Source organism: Streptomyces sp. NPDC002144 (assembly GCF_053593695.1).
This window is the reverse complement of sequence record NZ_JBSFDB010000009.1, coordinates 101,956-120,380: the sequence shown is the minus strand read 5'-3', so window position 1 is coordinate 120,380 and position 18,425 is coordinate 101,956. Positions and strand designations below refer to the sequence as shown.

The window sequence follows — 18,425 nt, the reverse complement described above, 5'->3', positions numbered from 1 at the left end:
CAATGAGGAGCCGCCCACATGCCCGGCACGACAGCGCGCAAGCAGTACAGGTCACGGATCGTCGGCGCGATGGCTGCGGTCGTCGGCGCCTCTCTCCTACTCGCCGCCTGCGGCAGCACCAAGGACACCGGCTCCGGCAGCGCCGGAGGCGGCGGGACCGGCAAGGTCGGGGTGATCCTGCCCCTGCTGACCTCCCCGTTCTGGCAGTCGTACAACGACTACGTGCCGAAGATGGCCAAGTCCGAAGGCGTCGACGCGCTGAAGACGGTCAACTCCAACAGCGACCCCTCGCAGCAGATCACCGACATCAACAACCAGCTCAACCAGGGCGTCAAGGGCCTCGTCGTGGCCCCGCTGGACAGCGCCGCCATCGAGGCCGGCCTCGACCAGGCGGAGCGCAAGGGCGTGCCGGTCGTCGCCGTCGACGTGGCGCCCGACAAGGGCAAGGTCGCCATGGTGGTGCGCGCCGACAACGTCGCCTACGGCACCAAGGCCTGCGACTACCTCGGCCGGCAGGTCACCAGCGGCAAGGTCGTGCAGATCATGGGCGACCTGGCCTCGGTCAACGGCCGCGACCGCTCCCAGGCCTTCCGCACCTGCGTGAAGACGAAGTACCCCAAGCTCAAGGTCCTGGAGATCCCCGCCAAGTGGGAGTCCGACACGGCCGCCTCCCAGCTGGGCACCCTGCTCAACGCCAACCCCGACATCAAGGGCATCTACATGCAGGCCGGCGGCGTCTACCTCGCGCCCACCCTGCAGACCCTGAAGTCGAAGAACCTGCTGAAGGCGGCGGGCCAGAAGGGCCACATCGTCATCGTCTCCAACGACGGCATCCCGCAGGAGTTCGACGCCATCCGCAAGGGCGAGATCGACGCGACCGTCTCCCAGCCCGCCGACGCCTACGCCAAGTACGGCATGTACTACATCAAGGCGGCGATGGAGGGGAAGAGCTTCAAGCCGGGCCCGACGGACCACGACTCGACCATCGTCAAGCTGCCGAGCGGCATCCTCGAGGACCAGCTGCCCGCGCCCCTGGTCACCAAGGACAACGTCGACGACCCCAAGCTCTGGGGCAACACGGTCAAATGAGCGCATCTGACAGCCCGGTCGTACCGCTTGTCGAGGCACGCGACATCGTCAAGCGGTACGGCCCCACCACCGCCCTCGCCGACGGCCGGCTCACCGTGCTGCCCGGCGAGTCCCACGCCCTCGTCGGCCGCAACGGCGCCGGCAAGTCCACCCTGGTCCGTGTCCTCACCGGACTGGAGGCGCCCGACGAGGGCACGGTCCGCTTCGACGGCGAGCCCGCGCCCGCGCTCACCGACCGCGACGCCTGGCGCCGCAAGGTCGCCTGCGTCTACCAGCACCCCACCGTCGTCCCCGAGTTGACGGTCGCCGAGAACCTCTTCATCAACCGCCAGCCCCTCCAGCGCGGCTTCATCAGCTGGCGCAGGCTCCGCGGCGAGGCCGCCCGGCTGCTCGACACCTGGGACGTCCGCGTCGACCCCGACGCCCGCACCGCCGACCTCAAGGTCGAGGACCGTCAAATGGTGGAGATCGCCCGGGCGCTGAGCTTCGGCGCCCGCTTCATCATCCTCGACGAGCCGACCGCCCAGCTCGACAACCGTGAGATCGAGCGGCTCTTCGCCCGCATGCGCGGCCTGCAGGACTCGGGCGTCACCTTCCTGTTCATCTCCCACCATCTGCAGGAGGTGTACGAGGTCTGCCAGACCGTCACCGTGCTGCGCGACGCCCGCTGGATCACCACGGCCCCCGTCGCCGAACTGCCCAGGGCGGCCCTGGTCGAGGCGATGGCGGGCGAGTCCATCGAGGTGATCGCCGAACAGGGCCTGCGGGAAAGGGCCGTCGACGACGCGGCCCCCGTCCTCCTTGACGCACGCGGGCTCACCTCGGAGGCGTACGAGAACGTCGACCTGACCGTCCGGCGCGGCGAGGTCGTCGGCCTCGCCGGCTCCAGCGCCAGCGGCAAGATCGAGCTGGCGGAGGCCTTCGCGGGGCTGCGCACCCCGACCGGCGGTACGGCCGAACTCGACGGCGAACGCCTGAAGTTCGGTTCGGTGCAGGCCGCTCTGGAGGCCGGCGTCGGCTGCGTGCCGCGCGACCGGCACGAACAGGGCCTGGTCGCCGGCATGAGCATCGGCGACAACTCCACCATGACCGTCCTGGACCGGCTCGGCCGCTTCGGCTTCATCGGCACCGACCGCAAACGCGGCTTCGCCGCCGAGCTGATCGACCGCCTCGACATCCACGCCGAGGGCCCCGAGCAGCCGGTCTCCGCCCTGTCCGGCGGCAACGCGCAGAAGGTCGTCATGGCCCGCGCCCTCGCCTCCGACCCCAGGCTGCTGGTCCTCCTCAACCCGACCGCGGGTGTCGACGTGAAGTCGAAGGAGTCACTGCTCGCCCGCGTGGACAGCGCCCGCGAGGACGGCACCGCCGTCCTGGTCGTCTCCGACGAACTCGACGACCTCAGGCGCTGCGACCGTGTCCTCGTCCTCTTCCACGGCCGTGTCGTCGCCGAGCACCCGGCGGGCTGGCGCGACCACGAGCTGATCGCCTCCATCGAAGGAGTTGACCATGGCTGACACCAAGGCGGCCGAGCCGCTCGCGCCGCTGAGCGCCCCCGTCGCGCGGTCGGCCAAGACGGTACTGCTGCGCCGGGCCCGCGAACTGGCCCTCGTCCCCGCCCTGTTGCTGCTGATGGTGCTGGGCGCGGTCGTCAACGACGCGTTCCTCACCGAGCGGAACCTGATCTCCATCCTGGGCGCCTCGGCCGCCCTCGCGATGGTCGTGCTCGCCGAGTCCCTCGTCCTGATCACCGGCAAGTTCGACCTCTCCCTGGAATCGGTGGTCGGCATCGCGCCCGCCGTCGGCGCCCTGCTCGTGCTGCCGTCCGCGGCCTCCGGCTGGGGCACCGAACTCCCCGCCGGGCTCGCCCTGCTGGCGATCCTCGTGGTCGGCGCGGCCGTCGGCGCCTTCAACGGCGTCCTGGTCGTCAAGTTCAAGCTGAACGCGTTCATCGTGACGCTCGCGATGCTGATCGTGCTGCGTGGACTGCTGGTCGGCGCCACCAAGGGCAAGACCCTGTTCGGCATGCCCGACAGCTTCTACACCCTGGCCACCAGCACCTTCCTGAACGTGCCGCTGTCGGTGTGGCTCGCGGCCGTCGCCTTCGCCGTCGCCGGGCTCGTGCTGAAGTACCACCGCGTCGGACGCGCCCTGTACGCCATCGGCGGCAACGCGGACGCGGCCCGCGCGGCCGGTATCCGCGTCGACCGGGTGATGCTCGGCGTGTACGTGGTCGCGGGTGTCCTCGCCTCGGTCGGCGGGATCATGCAGACGGGTTACGTGGGCGCGATCAGCGCCAACCAGGGCCAGAACATGATCTTCACCGTGTTCGCGGCGGCGGTCATCGGCGGCATCAGCCTCGACGGCGGCAAGGGCACCATGTTCGGCGCGCTGACCGGCGTACTCCTGCTGGGCGTGGTGCAGAACCTGCTCACCCTCGCCCAGGTGCCGTCCTTCTGGATCCAGGCCATCTACGGCGGAATCATCCTGGTCGCCCTCATGATCGCCCGTGTGACGACGGGCCGCGCCCAGGACTGACCCGCCCTGACCCCGCCACCGACCGAAAGGCACTCCGTGTCCCCGACGCCCGTCCGCATCACCGCGGTCGACACCTACGACATCCGGTTCCCGACCTCGCGCGAGCTCGACGGCTCCGACGCGATGAACCCGGACCCCGACTACTCGGCCGCCTACGTCGTGCTGCGCACCGACGACGAGGACGGTCCGCAGGGGCACGGCTTCACCTTCACCATCGGGCGGGGCAACGATGTCCAGGTCGCCGCGATCCACGCGCTGCGCCACCACGTGGTCGGACGGTCCGTCGACGAACTGTGCGCCGACCCGGGCCAGGTCTACCGCGACCTGATCGGGGACAGCCAACTGCGCTGGCTGGGGCCCGAGAAGGGCGTGATGCACATGGCGATCGGCGCGGTCACCAACGCCGTGTGGGACCTCGCCGCCAAGCGCGCCGAAAAACCCCTGTGGCGGCTGCTCGCCGAGGCCGACCCCGAGTGGCTGGTCGGACAGATCGACTTCCGGTACCTCACCGACGCCCTCACCCCCGTGGAGGCGCTGGAGATCCTGCGCCGGGGCAGGCCGGGCGCCGAGGAACGCACCGCCCGGCTGCTGGAGCGCGGCTACCCCGGCTACACCACCTCCGCCGGCTGGCTCGGCTACAGCGACGAGAAGCTCACCCGGCTCGCCGCCCAGGCCGTCGCCGACGGCTTCACCCAGATCAAGCTGAAGGTCGGCGCCGACCTCGAGGACGACATCCGCCGCTGCCGGGTCGCCCGCTCGGTCGTCGGACCGGACATCCGCATGGCCATCGACGCCAACCAGCGCTGGGACGTGGCGGAGGCGATCCGCTGGACCAAGGCGCTGGCCGAGTTCGACCCGTACTGGATCGAGGAGCCCACCAGCCCCGACGACGTCCTCGGCCACGCCGCGATCCGCGAGGCCGTCGCCCCGGTCAAGGTGGCCACCGGCGAGCACGTGCAGAACCGGATCGTCTTCAAGCAGCTGCTGCAGGCCGGCGCCCTCGACGTCGTCCAGATCGACGCGGCCCGCGTCGGCGGCGTCAACGAGAACCTCGCCATCCTGCTGCTCGCCGCCAAGTTCGGCGTCCCGGTCTGCCCGCACGCCGGCGGCGTCGGCCTGTGCGAACTCGTCCAGCACCTGTCGATGTTCGACTACGTGGCGGTCACCGGCACCACCGAGAACCGGGTCATCGAGTACGTCGACCATCTGCACGACCACTTCCTCGACCCGGTGGTGATCCGCGAGGGCCACTACCAGGCACCCGCCGCGCCCGGATTCTCGGCCGCCATGCGTCCCGAGTCGATCGCGCGGTACACCTTCCCCGACGGCGACTTCTGGGTCGCCGACCTCGACGAGAAGAAGGGACAGGCGGCATGACCGACTTCGAGGGGCTGAAGGCCCTGGTCACCGGTGGAGCCTCCGGCATCGGACGGGCCACGGCCGAACTTCTCGCCTCCCGCGGCGCCCAGGTCGCCGTCCTCGACCTCGACCCGGCCCCGGTGGAGAAGCCGCTGCTCGGCTTCCGGGCGGACGTCACCGACGACACCTCCGTACGCGAGGCGGTGGCCGCCGCGGTCGCCGAGCTCGGCGGTCTCGACGTGGTGGTCAACAACGCGGGCATCGGCGCCCAGGGCACCGTCGAGGACAACGACGACGCCGAGTGGCACCGGGTCCTGGACGTCAACGTGGTCGGCATGGTGCGCGTGACCCGCGCCGCGCTGCCGCATCTGCGCGCATCGCGGCACGCTGCGATCGTCAACACCTGCTCCATCGCCGCCACCGCCGGCCTCCCGCAACGCGCGCTCTACAGCGCGACCAAGGGCGCCGTGTACTCGCTGACCCTCGCCATGGCCGCCGACCACGTCCGCGAGGGCATCCGCGTCAACTGCGTCAACCCTGGTACGGCCGACACCCCCTGGGTCGGCCGCCTGCTGGACAAGGCCTCCGACCCGGCCGCCGAACGCGCCGCCCTGGAGGCCCGCCAGCCCACCGGCCGCCTGGTCTCCGCCGCCGAGGTCGCAGGCGCCATCGCCTACTTGGCCAGCCCCCTCTCCGGCGCCACCACCGGCACCTCCCTGGCCGTCGACGGCGGCATGCAGGGACTGCGCCTGAGGCCGGTGGGCCAGTGAGCATGCCCCATGGACTCGGTCTCGGAACGGCCGGCATCGCAGGCCTCTACACCGAGGTCACCGACGAACAGGCGTACGAGGGCGTCTCCGCCGCCTGGCAGCGCGGCATCCGCTACTACGACACCGCACCCCACTACGGGCTCGGCGTGTCCGAACGCCGCCTCGGCGCGGTCCTGCGCGAGCACCCGCGTGAGCAGTACACGCTCTCCACCAAGGTCGGCCGCCGCCTGGAGCCCTCGTCCGACGGCGGGGACGACCTCGCGCACGGCTTCGCCGTCCCCGCCACCCACCGACGGGTGTGGGACTTCACCGCGGACGGCATCCGCCGTACCTTGGACGCCAGCCTGGAACGGCTCGGCGTCGACCGCGTCGACATCGTCTACCTGCACGACCCGGACGACCACGCCGAACAGGCCTTCCGGGAGGCCTGTCCCGCGCTGGAGAAGCTCCGCTCGGAAGGCGTGGTCGGCGCGATCGGCGCGGGGATGAACCAGGCCGAGATGCTCACCCGTTTCGTCCGCGAGACGGACGTCGACGTGGTGCTGTGCGCCGGCCGCTACACCCTGCTCGACCAGAGCGCGCTCACGGAACTCCTCCCCGCGGCCGTCGCCCGAGGCGTCTCGGTGGTGATCGGGGGAGCCTTCAACTCGGGCCTGCTGGCGGATCCGAAGCCGGGGGCGACCTACGACTACGCGGCGGTGCCACCCGAGTTGCTGGACCGGGCCCTGCGCATGCAGGCGGTCGCCGAGCGGCACGGCATCAGCCTGCGGGCCGCCGCCCTCGCCTTCTGCGCGGCGCACCCGGCCGTCACGAGCGTGCTGGTGGGAGCCCGTTCGGCGGCCGAGGTGCACGACTGCGCCGACCAGTTCGCGACGCCGGTGCCCGCCGCCTTCTGGCAGGAGCTGCGCGAGAGCGGACTGCTGCCCGCCCATGCCCCCGTACCCGCCGAGGACCCGTCATGAGAGTCGCCCTGCACACCAAGGTCCGCGCGGACCGCGTCGCCGAGTACGAGGCCGCCCACCGCGAGGTCCCGAGGGAGCTCACGGACGCCATCCGCGCGGCCGGCGCCACCTCCTGGACGATCTGGCGCAGCGGCACCGACCTCTTCCACGTCCTGGAGTGCGAGGACTACAGCCGCCTCCTCGCCGAGCTGGAGAAGCTCCCGGTCAACATCACCTGGCAGGCCCGGATGGCGGAGCTGCTGGACGTGGTGCACGACTACTCCGCCGAGGGCGCGGAGGCGGGGCTGCCCGTCGTCTGGGAGCTGCCATGACGGTGGACGCCCACCACCACGTCTGGGACCTGGCGGTCCGCGACCAGGACTGGATCCCCGAAGGCAGCCCGCTGCGGCGGACGTTCACGGTCGCCGACCTCGAACCCGAGGCGCGGGCCGCCGGGATCGACCGCACGGTCCTGGTCCAGACGGTCACCGTGCCGCAGGAGACCCCTGAGTTCCTGGAGCTGGCCGCCGCGCACGACCTCATCGCCGGTGTGGTCGGCTGGACCGACCTCACCCGTCCCGACATCGCCGACGAACTGGCCCGGCTGCGCGAGCTCCCCGGCGGCGCGTACCTCAAGGGCATCCGCCACCAGGTCCAGGGCGAGCCGGACCCCGAATGGCTGCTGCGCCCGGACGTACGCCGGGGCCTCGCGGCCGTGGCCGCGGCGGGCCTGGTCTACGACCTGGTCGTCCTGCCCCACCAGCTCCCGTCCTGCGCCAAGGCGGCCGCGGACCTCCCCGAACTCACCTTCGTCCTCGACCACTTGGGCAAGCCCCCGATCGCCTCGGGTGCCCTGACTCCCTGGTCCACCGACCTGCACGCCCTCGCCGCCCGGCCCAACACCGTCGCCAAACTCTCCGGCCTCGTCACGGAGGCGAACCCCGCCGGCTGGACCACCGACGACCTGCGCCCGTACGCCGAGACGGCCCTGGAGGCCTTCGGCCCGGACCGCCTGATGTTCGGCTCGGACTGGCCGGTGTGCACGGAGCGAGCGACCTACGGGCAGGTCATCGACGCAGCCCGCCGGCTGACGTCCCCCACCGAACACACCCAGCTCTTCGAGACCACGGCCGCCCGCGTCTACGGCCTCTAGAGCACCGCTACGACCGCTGCGCCACCCCCGACAGCCGCGTGGGCGGCAGGTACTCCCGTACGTAGGTCCGCTCCCAGCACGCCCCCGTCTCCCGCAGCTCCCGCCAACTCGTGTACCGGTAGCGGAAGAGGCGGGCGCGGATGTAGCGGGGCGGGGCGTCGGGCGGGAACGGGGAGCGGCGCAGGAGGCGCAGGGTGTCGCGGTCGTTCTCCAGGAGCCGTTCCACCAGGGCGCCGAACCAGGCGCCGGCGTACCCGGGCGACAGCGCGGCGAACCACATCAGCCAGTCCAGGCGGAGATGGTAGGGCGCGAACTGGCGGGGCCAGTGCCGTGGATCGCCCGGCTTGCCCTTGAACTCGTACTCCCGCCAGTCCGAGTCCTCCCTCGGTACGTCGTCGTCGGTGCCCTCGATCACCACCTCGTACCGGATCCGGCTGACGCTCCCGAACGCCCCGTAGGTGTTGACCAGATGGAGCGGGTCGAAGGACCGGTTCATGATCTGGCGGCGGGAGATCATGTTGCGGACGGGCTGGTAGCTCAGCCCCGCGAGGAGGACGGCGACGGCCAGTACCAGGACCTCGTACCAGAGCGGGGCGGCCGGGACCGTGGACGGCGCGTCCTCGGGGAGCCGCAACGCGGAGGTGGCCAGGACGATGGTGATCCAGTTCAGCCAGGAGAAATTGCCCGACAGGACCAGCCACAGCTGGGTGACGATCATCAGGGACGCGGCGGCCGTGGCGATCGGCTGGGGTGTGAACAGCAGGATGGGCACCACGAGTTGGGTGACATGGTTCGCGGCCACCTCCACCCGGTGCGCGGGCCTCGGCAGATGGTGGAAGAACCAGCTCAGCGGGCCCGGCATCGGCTGGGTCTCGTGGTGGTGGTCCAGGCACGTCAGCTTCCGCCAGCACGCGTCACCGCGCATCTTGATCAGCCCCGCGCCGAACTCGACACGGAAGAGGATCCAGCGCAGGAGGAACAGGACGACGACCGGCGGGGCCACCTCGTCGTTGCCGAGGAAGACCGCCAGGAACCCCACCTCCAGCAGCAGGGACTCCCAGCCGAACGCGTACCAGGTCTGACCGACGTTGACGATCGACAGATACAGGGCCCAGGGGATCAGCCACAGAAGCATCCCGGCCCAGAGCGGGACGTACGAGTCCAGCCCGGCGAGCAGTGCCGCCGAGACCGTGCAGCCCGTCCAGGCGCAGACCGCGAAGAAGCGGTCCGAGTAGTGGAGTTGGAAGACGCTCGGGGCCTGCCGGAAACGCACCCGCTGCACGAACCGGGGGACCGGCAGCATGCCGCGCTCGCCCATCAGCGCGCGGAACTGCAGGGCCGCCGTCAGGAACGCCACCAGGTACACGCCGGCCAGGGCCCGCTGGAAGACCAGCCGGCTCATCCAGTACTCGGGTGCGGTGAACCAGTCCACTTGCCGTGCGCTCCTCATCTCATTGTCGCGCCGAACCGTACGTCACTCTCCGTGTAACCCTCCTCCGCTTGCGTAACCCAAGCGAGTGAAGCAGACAATAGTGACGAATTGCCTGCTCTGAGGCTGGAGGACGAGGTGCGGACAGTCACCGGAACGCTCGCCACCGCCTGCGCACTCTCGGCGGCGGTCATCGCCGTCGGCTGCGCCGGCAGCGGCGGGACGGAGACCAGGTCGAGCGGTGAGGTCGTTCTGCTGCCGGCAGCGGACCGGGGACCGGATCCGTTCACCCCGTCCACGGCCACCACGACGCCCACCCCGTCCGCCGTCGTCCGTGCGGTGCGGGCGGTGGGCGCCCCGAGCGCGCGGGCCCTCTCGGGCAGCACCCCCGGGCTGTACGCCGGGGCCGCGCGGGTCGGCAGCTGCGATGTGAACCGGCAGATCGCCTACCTGACCTCCGACCCGGCCAGAACCCGCGCCTTCGTCCGGGCCGAAGCCGTCACCGAAGCGACCGTCCCCGACTTCCTGCACGGCCTCGCGCCGGTCCTGCTGCGCGCCGACACCCGGGTCACCGACCACGGCTTCCGCCACGGCCGGACGACGGACTTCCAGTCCGTGCTCCAGGCCGGCACCGCCGTCCTCGTCGACGACCGGGGTGTACCGCGCGTGCGGTGCGCCGGCGGAAACCCTCTTACTCCGGCCGTCGCCGAACGGGGCCGCTTCGGCACCAAGGGCCGCTCCTGGTCCGGCTTCCGGCCCGGCCAGGTGATCGTGGTGACCCCGGCACCCCAGGTGATCACCGCCGTCACGATCATCGACGTCGTCCACGGTGGCTGGATCGAACGCCCCATCAGCCATGACGTGGACCACGACCACGTCATACCGCCACCGGCCGGGGAGACCCCGGCGACGATGCCGACACCGCCGGCCAGCCCTGAGGCCAGCGAACCCGGCGCCACCGCTGCCACGCCGGCCGACGTCCCGACGGCGACGGTCACCCCGTCGCCGACGCCCGGCCTGACGACCACCGTGTTCGACAGTCCCACGGACGTCTTCGACGGCTGAGCGGTCCTCCGCGACCACGGGACGGGCACTCGACGCAACTTTCCGCTGCCTCCCGGTCGAAGAATCAGCCAAATCCTGGCAAGGTGGCTCCATGGTTGATCGGGGAGCGAGCGCCCTGTCACTCCCGGACGACTGGCCCGCCCATCCGGACCCGATCCTGGCGCTCAACCAGATGGGCAGTTTCGACTGGGACCTGGACAGTGGCCTGTTCCACATGGACGCCCAGGCCCACGAGGTCTTCGACCTGCGCCCCGACGAATACGACGGCCGTCCCGAGACCCTCGCCGTCCGGGTCCCGCCGTCCGAGGCCTATCGCCTCGACACCGCCGTCACCCAGGCCATGAAAGACGGCAGCGAGAACTACGGCGCCTACTTCCGCGTCCGCCGCCGCGACGGCAGCCTGCGCTGGACCCACACCCAGGGCTACATCCGGCGCGACGAGACCGGCCGCCCGCGCCGGATCATCGGCATCGTCCGGGACGCCACCCAGGAGCTGATCGAGAGCGCGTCCCGGCAGGAGCAGGCCGCCCTGGACGAGGCCCGGCGCCGGCAGACCAACGTCGTCCAGCTCACCACGGCCGCCCTCGCCCACGCCCGCACCGTCCAGGACGTCATCGACGTCCTCAAGGACACCCACGGACTGACCCACCTCGGCGCGACCAGCCTGGTCATGGGCCTGGTCGAGGCCGGCCGGATCCGGCTGATCGCCGAGGGTCCCGAGGGCAGCTTCGTACCCGGCACCCTCGTCACCGGTATCGACGAGCCCTATCCGATGAGCGAGGTCGTCCGCACCCTCAGTCCCCGCTTCATCGAGTCGCCCGAGGAGTTCGCCAAGGGCTTCCCCGTCCTGTGGCCGCACATCACCGACCTGAACATCACCTCGGCGGCCTATCTGCCGCTGATCGTCCAGGCCCGCCCCATCGGCGCCATGGGCCTGCTCTACAGCGACCGGCGCGGCTTCTCGCCCGACGAACGCAACGTGCTGGTCGCCCTCGGCAGCAGCATCGCGCAGAGCCTGCAGCGGGCCATGTTCTACGAGCAGGAGAAGGACCTCGCCTCCGGTCTCCAGCAGGCCATGCTGCCGCGCACCATCCCCAGCGTGCGCGGCGCCGACGTCGCCGTGCGCTACCGCGCCGGCGCCGCCGCGGGCTCCCTCGCCCGGGACATCGGCGGCGACTGGTACGACCTGATCCCGCTGCCCGGCGGCCGGGTCGGGGCGGTCATCGGCGACGTCCAGGGCCACGACACCCACGCGGCGGCCGTCATGGGCCAGCTGCGCATCGTGCTGCGCGCCTACGCCGCCGAGGGCCACACCCCGGCGACCGTCATGGCCCGCGCCTCCGTCTTCCTGCACGAACTCGACACCGACCGCTTCGCGACCTGCCTGTACGCCGAGGCCGACCTGTCCACCGGGGTGGTGCAGGTGGTGCGGGCCGGGCACATCGACCCGCTGATCCGGGAGGCCGACGGCGTCTGCCGCCGCATCCCCGTCGAGGGAGGGCTCCCGCTCGGCCTGTCCGCCGAGTTCCGCAGCCTCGACTACCCCGTCGGCACCCTCGAACTCGATCCCGGCAACACCCTCGTGCTATGCACCGACGGCCTGGTCGAACAGCCCGGCGCCGACCTCGACGACGGCATGCGGACCCTGACCGCCCTGATCGCCACCGGCCCCGACGACGTCCGCGATCTCGCCGACCGCCTCATCGACATCGCCGAGGCCCGCGGGGGCGACGACGACGTGGCCCTGCTCCTGCTGCGCCGCCGCCGACTGGACACCCAGCAGTCCGGCGGCCGGCTCCAGCAGCACGTGGCACCCGGTGACCCCGAGGCCCTCACCCAGGCCCGGCACATGATCAGGGCCGCGGTCCGCGCCTGGGGCGCCGAGGACCGCGCGGACGAGGTAGAACTGGTCGCCGACGAACTGGTCACCAACGCGCTCATGCACACCGAGGGCGCGGCGATCGTCACCCTCAGGGTCCTCACCGGCGGCGACCGGCGGCTGCGCGTCGAGGTGGAGGACTCCTCCAGCGCCCTGCCACGGCGCCGGGAGGCGGGCGAGTCGGGGGTATCAGGGCGCGGGCTGATGCTGGTCGACCTGCTCACGGACGCGTGGGGGGTGGAGGCACGCGGCGGCGGCAAGTGCGTGTGGTGCGAGTTCGTCGTGCCGGGACGGGACTGAACCCGCGTGGCGTTGTCGGTGCCGGGTGGCACTCTGGACGTATGCCGGAACTCCCCGAGGTGGAAGCGCTCAAGGACTTCCTGACCGAGCACCTGGTCGGGCACGAGATCGTGCGTGTGCTGCCCGTCGCGATCAGTGTCCTGAAGACGTACGACCCGCCGCCGACCGCCGTCGAGGGCCACGAGGTCACCGCCGTGCGCCGGTACGGCAAGTTCCTCGACCTCGTCACCGACTCGGGCCCGCATCTCGTCACCCATCTGGCCCGCGCGGGCTGGCTGCAGTGGAAGGACAGGCTCCCCGACGGCCCGCCCCGCCCCGGCAAGGGCCCCCTCGCCCTGCGCGTCGCCCTGGAGACCGGCGAGGGCTTCGACCTCACGGAGGCCGGCACCCAGAAACGCCTCGCGGTGTACGTCGTCCAGGACCCCCAGCAGATCCCGGGCCTCGCCCGTCTCGGCCCCGACCCGCTCGCCGACGACTTCGACGAGCAGACCTTCGCCGGGCTGCTCAAGGACGAGAGACGCCGGCTCAAGGGCGCCCTGCGCGACCAGAGCCTGATCGCCGGGGTGGGCAACGCCTACAGCGACGAGATCCTGCACGCGGCGAAGATGTCGCCCTACAAACTCGCCGCGAGCCTCACACCCGAGGAGACCACCCGCCTGTACGAGGCTCTGCGCACGACTCTGACGGAGGCGGTGGAACGCTCGCGCGGCGTCGCGGCCGGCCGGCTGAAGGCCGAGAAGAAGAGCGGCCTGCGGGTGCACGGCCGCACCGGAGAACCCTGCCCGGTGTGCGGCGACACCATCCGCGAGGTCTCCTTCAGCGACTCCTCCCTCCAGTACTGCCCCACCTGCCAGACCGGGGGGAAACCGCTCGCGGACCGCAGGATGTCACGGCTGCTGAAGTAGCGGAACGTCACGGCCCAAGCGGCGGACGTCATGCCCCGACCCGCACCAGCCCGCTCTCATAGGCGAACACGACGGCCTGCACCCGGTCGCGCAGCCCCAACTTGCCCAGCACACGGCCCAGATGGGTCTTGACCGTGGTCTCGCCCAGGTGGAGCCGCGCGGCGATCTCCCCGTTGCTCAGCCCCCGCGCCACCAGCGCGAGGACGTCCCGCTCGCGCTCGGTCAGCCGCTCCAGCCGGCCCTTCTGCTCGGGCGGGGCCGCGGGCAGCACGAAGCGTTCCACGAGCCGCCGCACCACTGAGGGCGCCATCATCACCTCGCCCCGCAGCACCGCCCGGACGGTCACCAGGATCTCCTCGCCGACCGCGTCCTTGACCAGGAAGCCGCTCGCACCCGCCCGCAGGGCACCGTAGGCGTACTCGTCGACGTCGAAGGTCGTCACGACGAGGATCTTCGGAGCGGCGGGTTGCGCCAGGATGCGCCGGGTCGCCGCCAGGCCGTCGACGCCCGGCATCCGTACGTCCATCAGGACCAGGTCCGGCTCCAGCTCGGCGCTGCGGGCCACCGCCGTGTCCCCGTCCGCGGCCTCGCCGACGACGCTCAGGTCGGGCTGGCTGTCGATCACCATCCGCAGCCCTCTGCGGATCAGCTCCTGGTCGTCGCAGAGCAGGACGCGGTACGGGGGACGGGCGCCGCTCACGGGGACACCGGCCACAGGGTCGCCTCCACGCAGTAGCCGCCGTCGTCCGTCCGGCCGGCGTCGACCGTGCCGCCGTACAGCGCGGCCCGTTCCCGCATGCCGGCCAGTCCACGGCCGGCCGACGGCAGGGCGGGCACCCGGGTGGGGGTGCTGCCCGCGGAGTTGTCGACACGGATGCGGACGCGGCGGCCGGGACCCGGGGTGCCGACGTCGACCCGGACGCGGGCCGTGGCGTCCGGCGAGGCGTGCTTGGCGACGTTGGTCAGTGACTCCTGCACGATCCGGTACGCCTGCGCGGTGAGCCCGGGCGGCAACTCCCGCGGATCCCCGCACAGGTCGAGATCGGCGGCACCGGGAAAGCGGTCGACCAAGGTCCGCAGATCACCGAGATCCGCACGTGGGGCGGGAGATATCTGATGGTATGAGGACCTGTGCGTATCCTGTGCCGTCCTGTCCTCTTCCTCCGGCTCCCGCAGCATGCCCAGCAGCCGGCGCAGTTCGGTGAGGGCGTCCCGGCCGGTCGTGCTGATGGTGCGCAGCGTGCGGTCCACCGCCTCGGGGTCGGTGTGCCGGGCGAGTCTGCCGCCCTCGGCGTTGAGCACCATCACGCTGACGCTGTGCGCCAGCACGTCGTGGATCTCGCGGGCCATCCGGGCCCGTTCCTCGGCCACCACGCGGCGCGCGGACTCGGCGAGGAACGCCCGTCGCTGCCGTACGTACGCACCCCACGTCCACGCCCCCGCCGGCCACAGCAGCACCGTCACCGGCGTCGCCCACGGGTTGGGACCGACCTCGGACGAGTCGGTGAGGGCGAGCCACTGCGGGATCCACAGCAGCACGCAGCCGGCGACGCACACCGCCGTCGCCACCGCTGCGCGGCGCAGTCCCCGCACCGCCAGCACGTACAGAACGGCGGCCACGGCGAGCACCCCGGGCCCCGGCTCCCGCCCCCAGACCGCGGCCAGGTACTGCGTCCAGAAAGCGGCGGTGACGGCCACGGCCACCGCGACGGGCGCCCGACGGCGCCACCACAGCGGCACCACCAGCGCCGCGCTCACCACGATCTGCACCCACACCGGCCGCCAGCCGTCCTGCTCCCGGATCAGCGGAGGCAGCCCCACCAGCGCCATCACCAGCACGTCCGCCAGCCGGGGGTGGCGCCGCAGCCGGCGCGACAGGCCGTCGATCAGTCGAAACACCGGCCCACGGTAGGCCGGGCCGGGCTCCGCGCGCGTCGTCCCGCAGGCTGCATCCGGGTCGTACCGCAGGACTAGGCGGGCGGTCCCGCTGTACGACGCGGGGCCACACCGCGGCTGCCGAGCATGGCCGCCGTGTCGATCACCACTCAGTTCCTCAGGCGCCCTCTCATGACCGGTGCGGTAGCCGCCAGCTCACGGCGGCTGGCGGCGGCCATGACGCGTGACATCGGTCTGGAGAAGGCCCGGCTCGTCGTCGAACTCGGTCCCGGTACGGGCGTGTTCACCGAGGCCGTGCTGCGCCGGATACCGCCTGCGGCCCGGCTGGTCGCCATCGAGCTCAACGCGGACCTCGCGGACCGTCTCGCGGCCACGCACCGCGACGGGCGGCTCGGCGTCGTGCACGGCGCGGCGGCCGACCTGGCGGAGTTCGCGGACGGCCCCGTGGACGCGGTGGTGTCGGGGCTGCCGTGGACCGTCATGCCGGCGCGGACGCGGGAGCACACCCTGGACGCCGTGGCGAAATCCCTCGCGCCGGGCGGCCGTTTCACCACGTTCGCGTACACCCACGCGGCCTGGACCCCACCCGGCCGCGCCCTCGCCACCGCCTTGCGCGACCGCTTCCCGACCGTCGAGCGCACCCGGACCATCTGGCCGAACCTCCCCCCGGCCTTCGTCTACCGCGCGTCCGCTTCGTAGCCTCACCCCGCTCGGTCTGCTCCGGGTACCGGCCGACTGGGACAACCAACCGTGGCGGCCGGGGGAGGAGTTGGCGGTGCGACTGCCGCGCACGGAGCGGGCGCCGTCGCCGTGCGGCTCGGCGAACCCTCGACCTCGGCATCGGCCGGGCGTGGGAACGGGACTGCCAGGGGAGCAGCGGACCTGCGGGCCGGGCGACCCCCGGACGGGTGCTGGTGCGCGCCGGCCGGCCGTCAGTGCGGCTGCAGGGTCACCAGGTGTTCGCCCTGGGCCGTGCGCACGTCGTAGCGAGCGATCTCGCCCATGTGCATCGAGGACGTGCCCCGCATGGTGATCGGGCGGGCGTCGTGGCTGGGGACGGTCCAGCTGGTGAGGATCTGCTCGGAGCCGTCCCGGCCGACGGCGATCAGCCGGCAGGAGCGCGGGCCCGCGCCGTCCTTGATCTCGAGCTTGACGTCGCTGCCCGAGTAGTCGTCGGCCGTCGTCACCCGGGCCCACACCCCCGACTTCGCGTCGGTCGCGGTGACCCGCGTCACTCCGTCGTCGCCGCCCTTGGCCATCATCGCGATGCCGGGGCCGGCCGCGGCGACGGCCACCGAGGCGGCCAGGCCGTACAGGAACCGCCGCCGCGTCGCCTTGTGGCGGGCCACCACCGCGCCCATCAGCCGGTCGAGCAACTGCGGGCCGGGCCGGGTCATCGGGCTCACGAACCGCGGTGTCGCCCGGCGATACAGCATCATCTGCCGGGCGACGGGCCCGAATTCGGTCACGTGTGCAGCGCAGCGCGCGCACTCCATGAGGTGGTCCTCGAAGCGGAAGGCGTCCGCCTCGTCCAGCACGCCGAGCGCGTACGCGGCGACGTCGCGGTGCGTTTCCTGGGACCTCATGCCGAATCCTCGTGCCGTTGGGTGCGGGTGGGGTGACTCCTTGCTCCCAGGTACGCACCAGACCGCAGATTCACTCAAGCCACACAGAGAATCGCAACCAAGGGATTCGTAGCGGCCTGGCCCCCGGATTGGTCCGGATCGGAACGAATCTAAAAAAGATGGATGGCGAGATGGCCGAGGGGCAGACCGAGCTGCCAGGCCTTCGTCCACACCTTCGGTCCCTCGTCCTCACCGACCACACCGGCACCGCCGGGCACCGCGTTCAGGTCCGGCGCGAGCAACTCGGTCTCCTCCAGCCAGCGCCAGGCGGCCTCGGCCAGATCCAGGTCGGGCGCCGGGGCGCCGGACTCCACCGCTTCGGCGTACAGGTCGGCCATGCGTTCGCCCACCCAGTCCTGCCACGGCTGGTCGTACGCGGTCAGCGACAGCCAGGTCTCCAGCTGGGAGACCACCCGGATGCCGGAGAGTTCGCCGTCCGTGTCCGAGAGGAAGATGGTCAGCGCCAGCGCGTCACGCCCGGCCCGGAACTCCATGGACGTCGGCGGCATCAGATCGCCCGTCCTGAGCAGCTCGTCGGCGATGTACTCGGCGTACAACCAGGCCATCGGGACGACCATTTCACCGTCTCCGGCGCCGTCCGTGCTCTCTTGACCTCTGTGCAGCATCCCTTCCTGCCTTCCTCCGGTGCGTGCGCGTCGCCCGGCTCCGGGCCCGGATCCGGACCCCGAGCCCCCCAGTCCGGAACACGGATGAGGACAGCCGATTACTCAACCGGGGTCCTCAGCAAGGCGCTTTACGGAGGTTTGACTGAGCCGTTGGTTTCACCGCAGGTCGGCCGCGTATCCGGGAAGCACCCGGCGCAGGGCGCGCAGCGCGTAGTACGCGCGGGACTTCACGGTACCGGGCGGAATCCCGAGGGCTTCGGCGGCCTCCGCCACACTCGCACCCTGGAAGTACACGAGCACCAGGACTTCACGGTGCTCCGGAGTGAGTGTCTTCACAGCCTCGCGTACGTCGAGGGTCGCGGCGGCCCGCTCGGCGTGGTCGCCGATGACCCGCGCGTTCTCCAGGACCGCGTCCCCGACCTCGGCCGGACGCGCCTGCCGCGCCCGCCGCGCGTCGATGGCGAGCCGCCGTCCGACGGTCAGCAGCCAGGGCCGCACGGACTCGAAGTCCTCGGCTCGCAGGGCCTCGGGGTGCTGCCAGGCGCGGACCAGGGTCTCCTGCACCAGGTCCTCGGCGCGCTGCCGGTCGCCGTCACACAGCCGGAGGAGGAAGGCGAAGAGGGGCCGGCCGTGCTCCCGCTGCACTGCGGCGAGCTCGTGCTCGGCGGTCGTCCCGTTCGTGAGGGTGGTTCCGGCCGTCATGGCCGTATGGCATCGCAGGGTGCCGATGTCGGACAGGGTCCGCACGGGGATCTGCGGCGGACGGTCGATCGCGTCGGCGAACGGTTCGACGAACGGTCCCCGGCGAGCACCGGACGGGCTAATCGGCGTGCCGGAACCGGCTGAGGGGTTG

The 18,425-nt window shown here is 71.8% G+C and carries 18 protein-coding genes; 12 read left to right on the top strand and 6 right to left on the bottom strand.

Going from position 1 to position 18,425, the window contains the following annotated elements; translation table 11 throughout:
* The first annotated feature begins 18 nt into the window (after positions 1 to 18).
* From ACWCQ1_RS15980 to ACWCQ1_RS15945, 8 genes are read left to right on the top strand one after another with little or no spacing between them, the layout of a single operon-like run.
* Entirely contained in the window at positions 19 to 1,089 is a 1,071-nt protein-coding gene (locus tag ACWCQ1_RS15980; protein WP_133046560.1) for a sugar ABC transporter substrate-binding protein, read from the top strand.
* The gene (locus ACWCQ1_RS15975) at positions 1,086 to 2,603 is read left to right on the top strand and encodes a sugar ABC transporter ATP-binding protein (protein WP_358600972.1); all 1,518 of its coding nucleotides are present in this window, start codon (positions 1,086 to 1,088) and stop codon (positions 2,601 to 2,603) included. Before ACWCQ1_RS15980 ends, ACWCQ1_RS15975 begins: the two co-directional genes overlap by 4 nt.
* The gene (locus ACWCQ1_RS15970) at positions 2,596 to 3,624 is read left to right on the top strand and encodes an ABC transporter permease (protein ID WP_133046562.1); all 1,029 of its coding nucleotides are present in this window, start codon (positions 2,596 to 2,598) and stop codon (positions 3,622 to 3,624) included. Before ACWCQ1_RS15975 ends, ACWCQ1_RS15970 begins: the two co-directional genes overlap by 8 nt.
* Positions 3,625 to 3,660: 36 nt before the next feature.
* Complete coding sequence (locus tag ACWCQ1_RS15965; protein WP_133046563.1) at positions 3,661 to 5,001, top strand: L-fuconate dehydratase; 1,341 nt, start codon at positions 3,661 to 3,663, stop codon at positions 4,999 to 5,001.
* A complete protein-coding gene (locus ACWCQ1_RS15960; protein ID WP_133046564.1) occupies positions 4,998 to 5,753 on the top strand; it encodes an SDR family NAD(P)-dependent oxidoreductase in 756 nt (251 codons plus the stop codon). Before ACWCQ1_RS15965 ends, ACWCQ1_RS15960 begins: the two co-directional genes overlap by 4 nt.
* A gap of 2 nt (positions 5,754 to 5,755) precedes the next feature.
* The gene (locus ACWCQ1_RS15955) at positions 5,756 to 6,715 is read left to right on the top strand and encodes an aldo/keto reductase (protein ID WP_451026711.1); all 960 of its coding nucleotides are present in this window, start codon (positions 5,756 to 5,758) and stop codon (positions 6,713 to 6,715) included.
* Positions 6,712 to 7,026, top strand: coding sequence for an L-rhamnose mutarotase (locus ACWCQ1_RS15950; protein WP_133046566.1), 315 nt, complete (start codon positions 6,712 to 6,714; stop codon positions 7,024 to 7,026). Before ACWCQ1_RS15955 ends, ACWCQ1_RS15950 begins: the two co-directional genes overlap by 4 nt.
* Positions 7,023 to 7,847 carry an amidohydrolase family protein gene (locus tag ACWCQ1_RS15945; protein ID WP_358600982.1) on the top strand — a complete coding sequence of 275 codons (825 nt, stop codon included), beginning with the start codon at positions 7,023 to 7,025 and terminating at the stop codon, positions 7,845 to 7,847. The genes ACWCQ1_RS15950 and ACWCQ1_RS15945 overlap by 4 nt, the downstream gene beginning before the upstream one ends.
* A 7-nt stretch (positions 7,848 to 7,854) precedes the next feature.
* Here the strand turns inward: ACWCQ1_RS15945 and ACWCQ1_RS15940 are convergent, their stop codons facing one another.
* On the bottom strand, positions 7,855 to 9,279 hold the full coding sequence (locus ACWCQ1_RS15940; RefSeq protein WP_451026710.1) for a lipase maturation factor family protein: 1,425 nt from the start codon (positions 9,277 to 9,279) through the stop codon (positions 7,855 to 7,857).
* A gap of 108 nt (positions 9,280 to 9,387) precedes the next feature.
* Here ACWCQ1_RS15940 and ACWCQ1_RS15935 point away from each other — a divergent pair, with 108 nt between their 5' ends.
* The 3 genes from ACWCQ1_RS15935 (at position 9,388) to ACWCQ1_RS15925 (ending at position 13,425) form a co-directional block, all read left to right on the top strand.
* Positions 9,388 to 10,341, top strand: a complete 954-nt coding sequence (locus ACWCQ1_RS15935) for a DUF6777 domain-containing protein (RefSeq protein WP_358600988.1) — start codon at positions 9,388 to 9,390, stop codon at positions 10,339 to 10,341.
* Between the two features lie 91 nt (positions 10,342 to 10,432).
* Positions 10,433 to 12,520 carry a SpoIIE family protein phosphatase gene (locus tag ACWCQ1_RS15930; RefSeq protein ID WP_358602666.1) on the top strand — a complete coding sequence of 696 codons (2,088 nt, stop codon included), beginning with the start codon at positions 10,433 to 10,435 and terminating at the stop codon, positions 12,518 to 12,520.
* A 41-nt stretch (positions 12,521 to 12,561) separates the two neighbouring features.
* Complete coding sequence (locus ACWCQ1_RS15925) at positions 12,562 to 13,425, top strand: Fpg/Nei family DNA glycosylase (protein WP_133046571.1); 864 nt, start codon at positions 12,562 to 12,564, stop codon at positions 13,423 to 13,425.
* Between the two features lie 28 nt (positions 13,426 to 13,453).
* On the opposite strand, the gene ACWCQ1_RS15920 is transcribed toward ACWCQ1_RS15925, so the two are convergent.
* Together ACWCQ1_RS15920 and ACWCQ1_RS15915 are read right to left on the bottom strand one after the other, a co-directional pair.
* On the bottom strand, positions 13,454 to 14,140 hold the full coding sequence (locus ACWCQ1_RS15920) for a response regulator (protein WP_358602663.1): 687 nt from the start codon (positions 14,138 to 14,140) through the stop codon (positions 13,454 to 13,456).
* Entirely contained in the window at positions 14,122 to 15,324 is a 1,203-nt protein-coding gene (locus tag ACWCQ1_RS15915; protein WP_451026709.1) for a sensor histidine kinase, read from the bottom strand. The genes ACWCQ1_RS15920 and ACWCQ1_RS15915 overlap by 19 nt, the downstream gene beginning before the upstream one ends.
* 168 nt (positions 15,325 to 15,492) lie before the next feature.
* Here ACWCQ1_RS15915 and ACWCQ1_RS15910 point away from each other — a divergent pair, with 168 nt between their 5' ends.
* Positions 15,493 to 16,020: a class I SAM-dependent methyltransferase gene (locus ACWCQ1_RS15910; protein WP_358602657.1), complete on the top strand. Its 528-nt coding sequence runs from the start codon at positions 15,493 to 15,495 to the stop codon at positions 16,018 to 16,020.
* Between the two features lie 233 nt (positions 16,021 to 16,253).
* On the opposite strand, the gene ACWCQ1_RS15905 is transcribed toward ACWCQ1_RS15910, so the two are convergent.
* The 3 genes from ACWCQ1_RS15905 to ACWCQ1_RS15895 form a co-directional block, all read right to left on the bottom strand.
* The gene (locus ACWCQ1_RS15905; RefSeq protein ID WP_451026708.1) at positions 16,254 to 16,907 is read right to left on the bottom strand and encodes an anti-sigma factor family protein; all 654 of its coding nucleotides are present in this window, start codon (positions 16,905 to 16,907) and stop codon (positions 16,254 to 16,256) included.
* 149 nt (positions 16,908 to 17,056) lie between these two features.
* Positions 17,057 to 17,572 (bottom strand): hypothetical protein, encoded by a 516-nt coding sequence (locus tag ACWCQ1_RS15900; protein ID WP_358602654.1) that lies wholly within the window; start codon positions 17,570 to 17,572, stop codon positions 17,057 to 17,059.
* A 156-nt stretch (positions 17,573 to 17,728) separates the two neighbouring features.
* Complete coding sequence (locus ACWCQ1_RS15895) at positions 17,729 to 18,274, bottom strand: sigma-70 family RNA polymerase sigma factor (protein ID WP_133046631.1); 546 nt, start codon at positions 18,272 to 18,274, stop codon at positions 17,729 to 17,731.
* Positions 18,275 to 18,425 lie beyond the last annotated feature (151 nt).

Coding starts and splice junctions, on each gene's coding strand:
- ACWCQ1_RS15980 (WP_133046560.1), top strand. CDS start 19: ATGCCCGGCACGACAGCGCGCAAGCAGTACAGGTCACGGATCGTCGGC.
- ACWCQ1_RS15975 (WP_358600972.1), top strand. CDS start 1,086: ATGAGCGCATCTGACAGCCCGGTCGTACCGCTTGTCGAGGCACGCGAC.
- ACWCQ1_RS15970 (WP_133046562.1), top strand. CDS start 2,596: ATGGCTGACACCAAGGCGGCCGAGCCGCTCGCGCCGCTGAGCGCCCCC.
- ACWCQ1_RS15960 (WP_133046564.1), top strand. CDS start 4,998: ATGACCGACTTCGAGGGGCTGAAGGCCCTGGTCACCGGTGGAGCCTCC.
- ACWCQ1_RS15955 (WP_451026711.1), top strand. CDS start 5,756: ATGCCCCATGGACTCGGTCTCGGAACGGCCGGCATCGCAGGCCTCTAC.
- ACWCQ1_RS15950 (WP_133046566.1), top strand. CDS start 6,712: ATGAGAGTCGCCCTGCACACCAAGGTCCGCGCGGACCGCGTCGCCGAG.
- ACWCQ1_RS15945 (WP_358600982.1), top strand. CDS start 7,023: ATGACGGTGGACGCCCACCACCACGTCTGGGACCTGGCGGTCCGCGAC.
- ACWCQ1_RS15930 (WP_358602666.1), top strand. CDS start 10,433: ATGGTTGATCGGGGAGCGAGCGCCCTGTCACTCCCGGACGACTGGCCC.
- ACWCQ1_RS15925 (WP_133046571.1), top strand. CDS start 12,562: ATGCCGGAACTCCCCGAGGTGGAAGCGCTCAAGGACTTCCTGACCGAG.
- ACWCQ1_RS15910 (WP_358602657.1), top strand. CDS start 15,493: ATGACCGGTGCGGTAGCCGCCAGCTCACGGCGGCTGGCGGCGGCCATG.
- ACWCQ1_RS15905 (WP_451026708.1), bottom strand. CDS start 16,907: ATGAGGTCCCAGGAAACGCACCGCGACGTCGCCGCGTACGCGCTCGGC.
- ACWCQ1_RS15900 (WP_358602654.1), bottom strand. CDS start 17,572: ATGCTGCACAGAGGTCAAGAGAGCACGGACGGCGCCGGAGACGGTGAA.
- ACWCQ1_RS15895 (WP_133046631.1), bottom strand. CDS start 18,274: ATGACGGCCGGAACCACCCTCACGAACGGGACGACCGCCGAGCACGAG.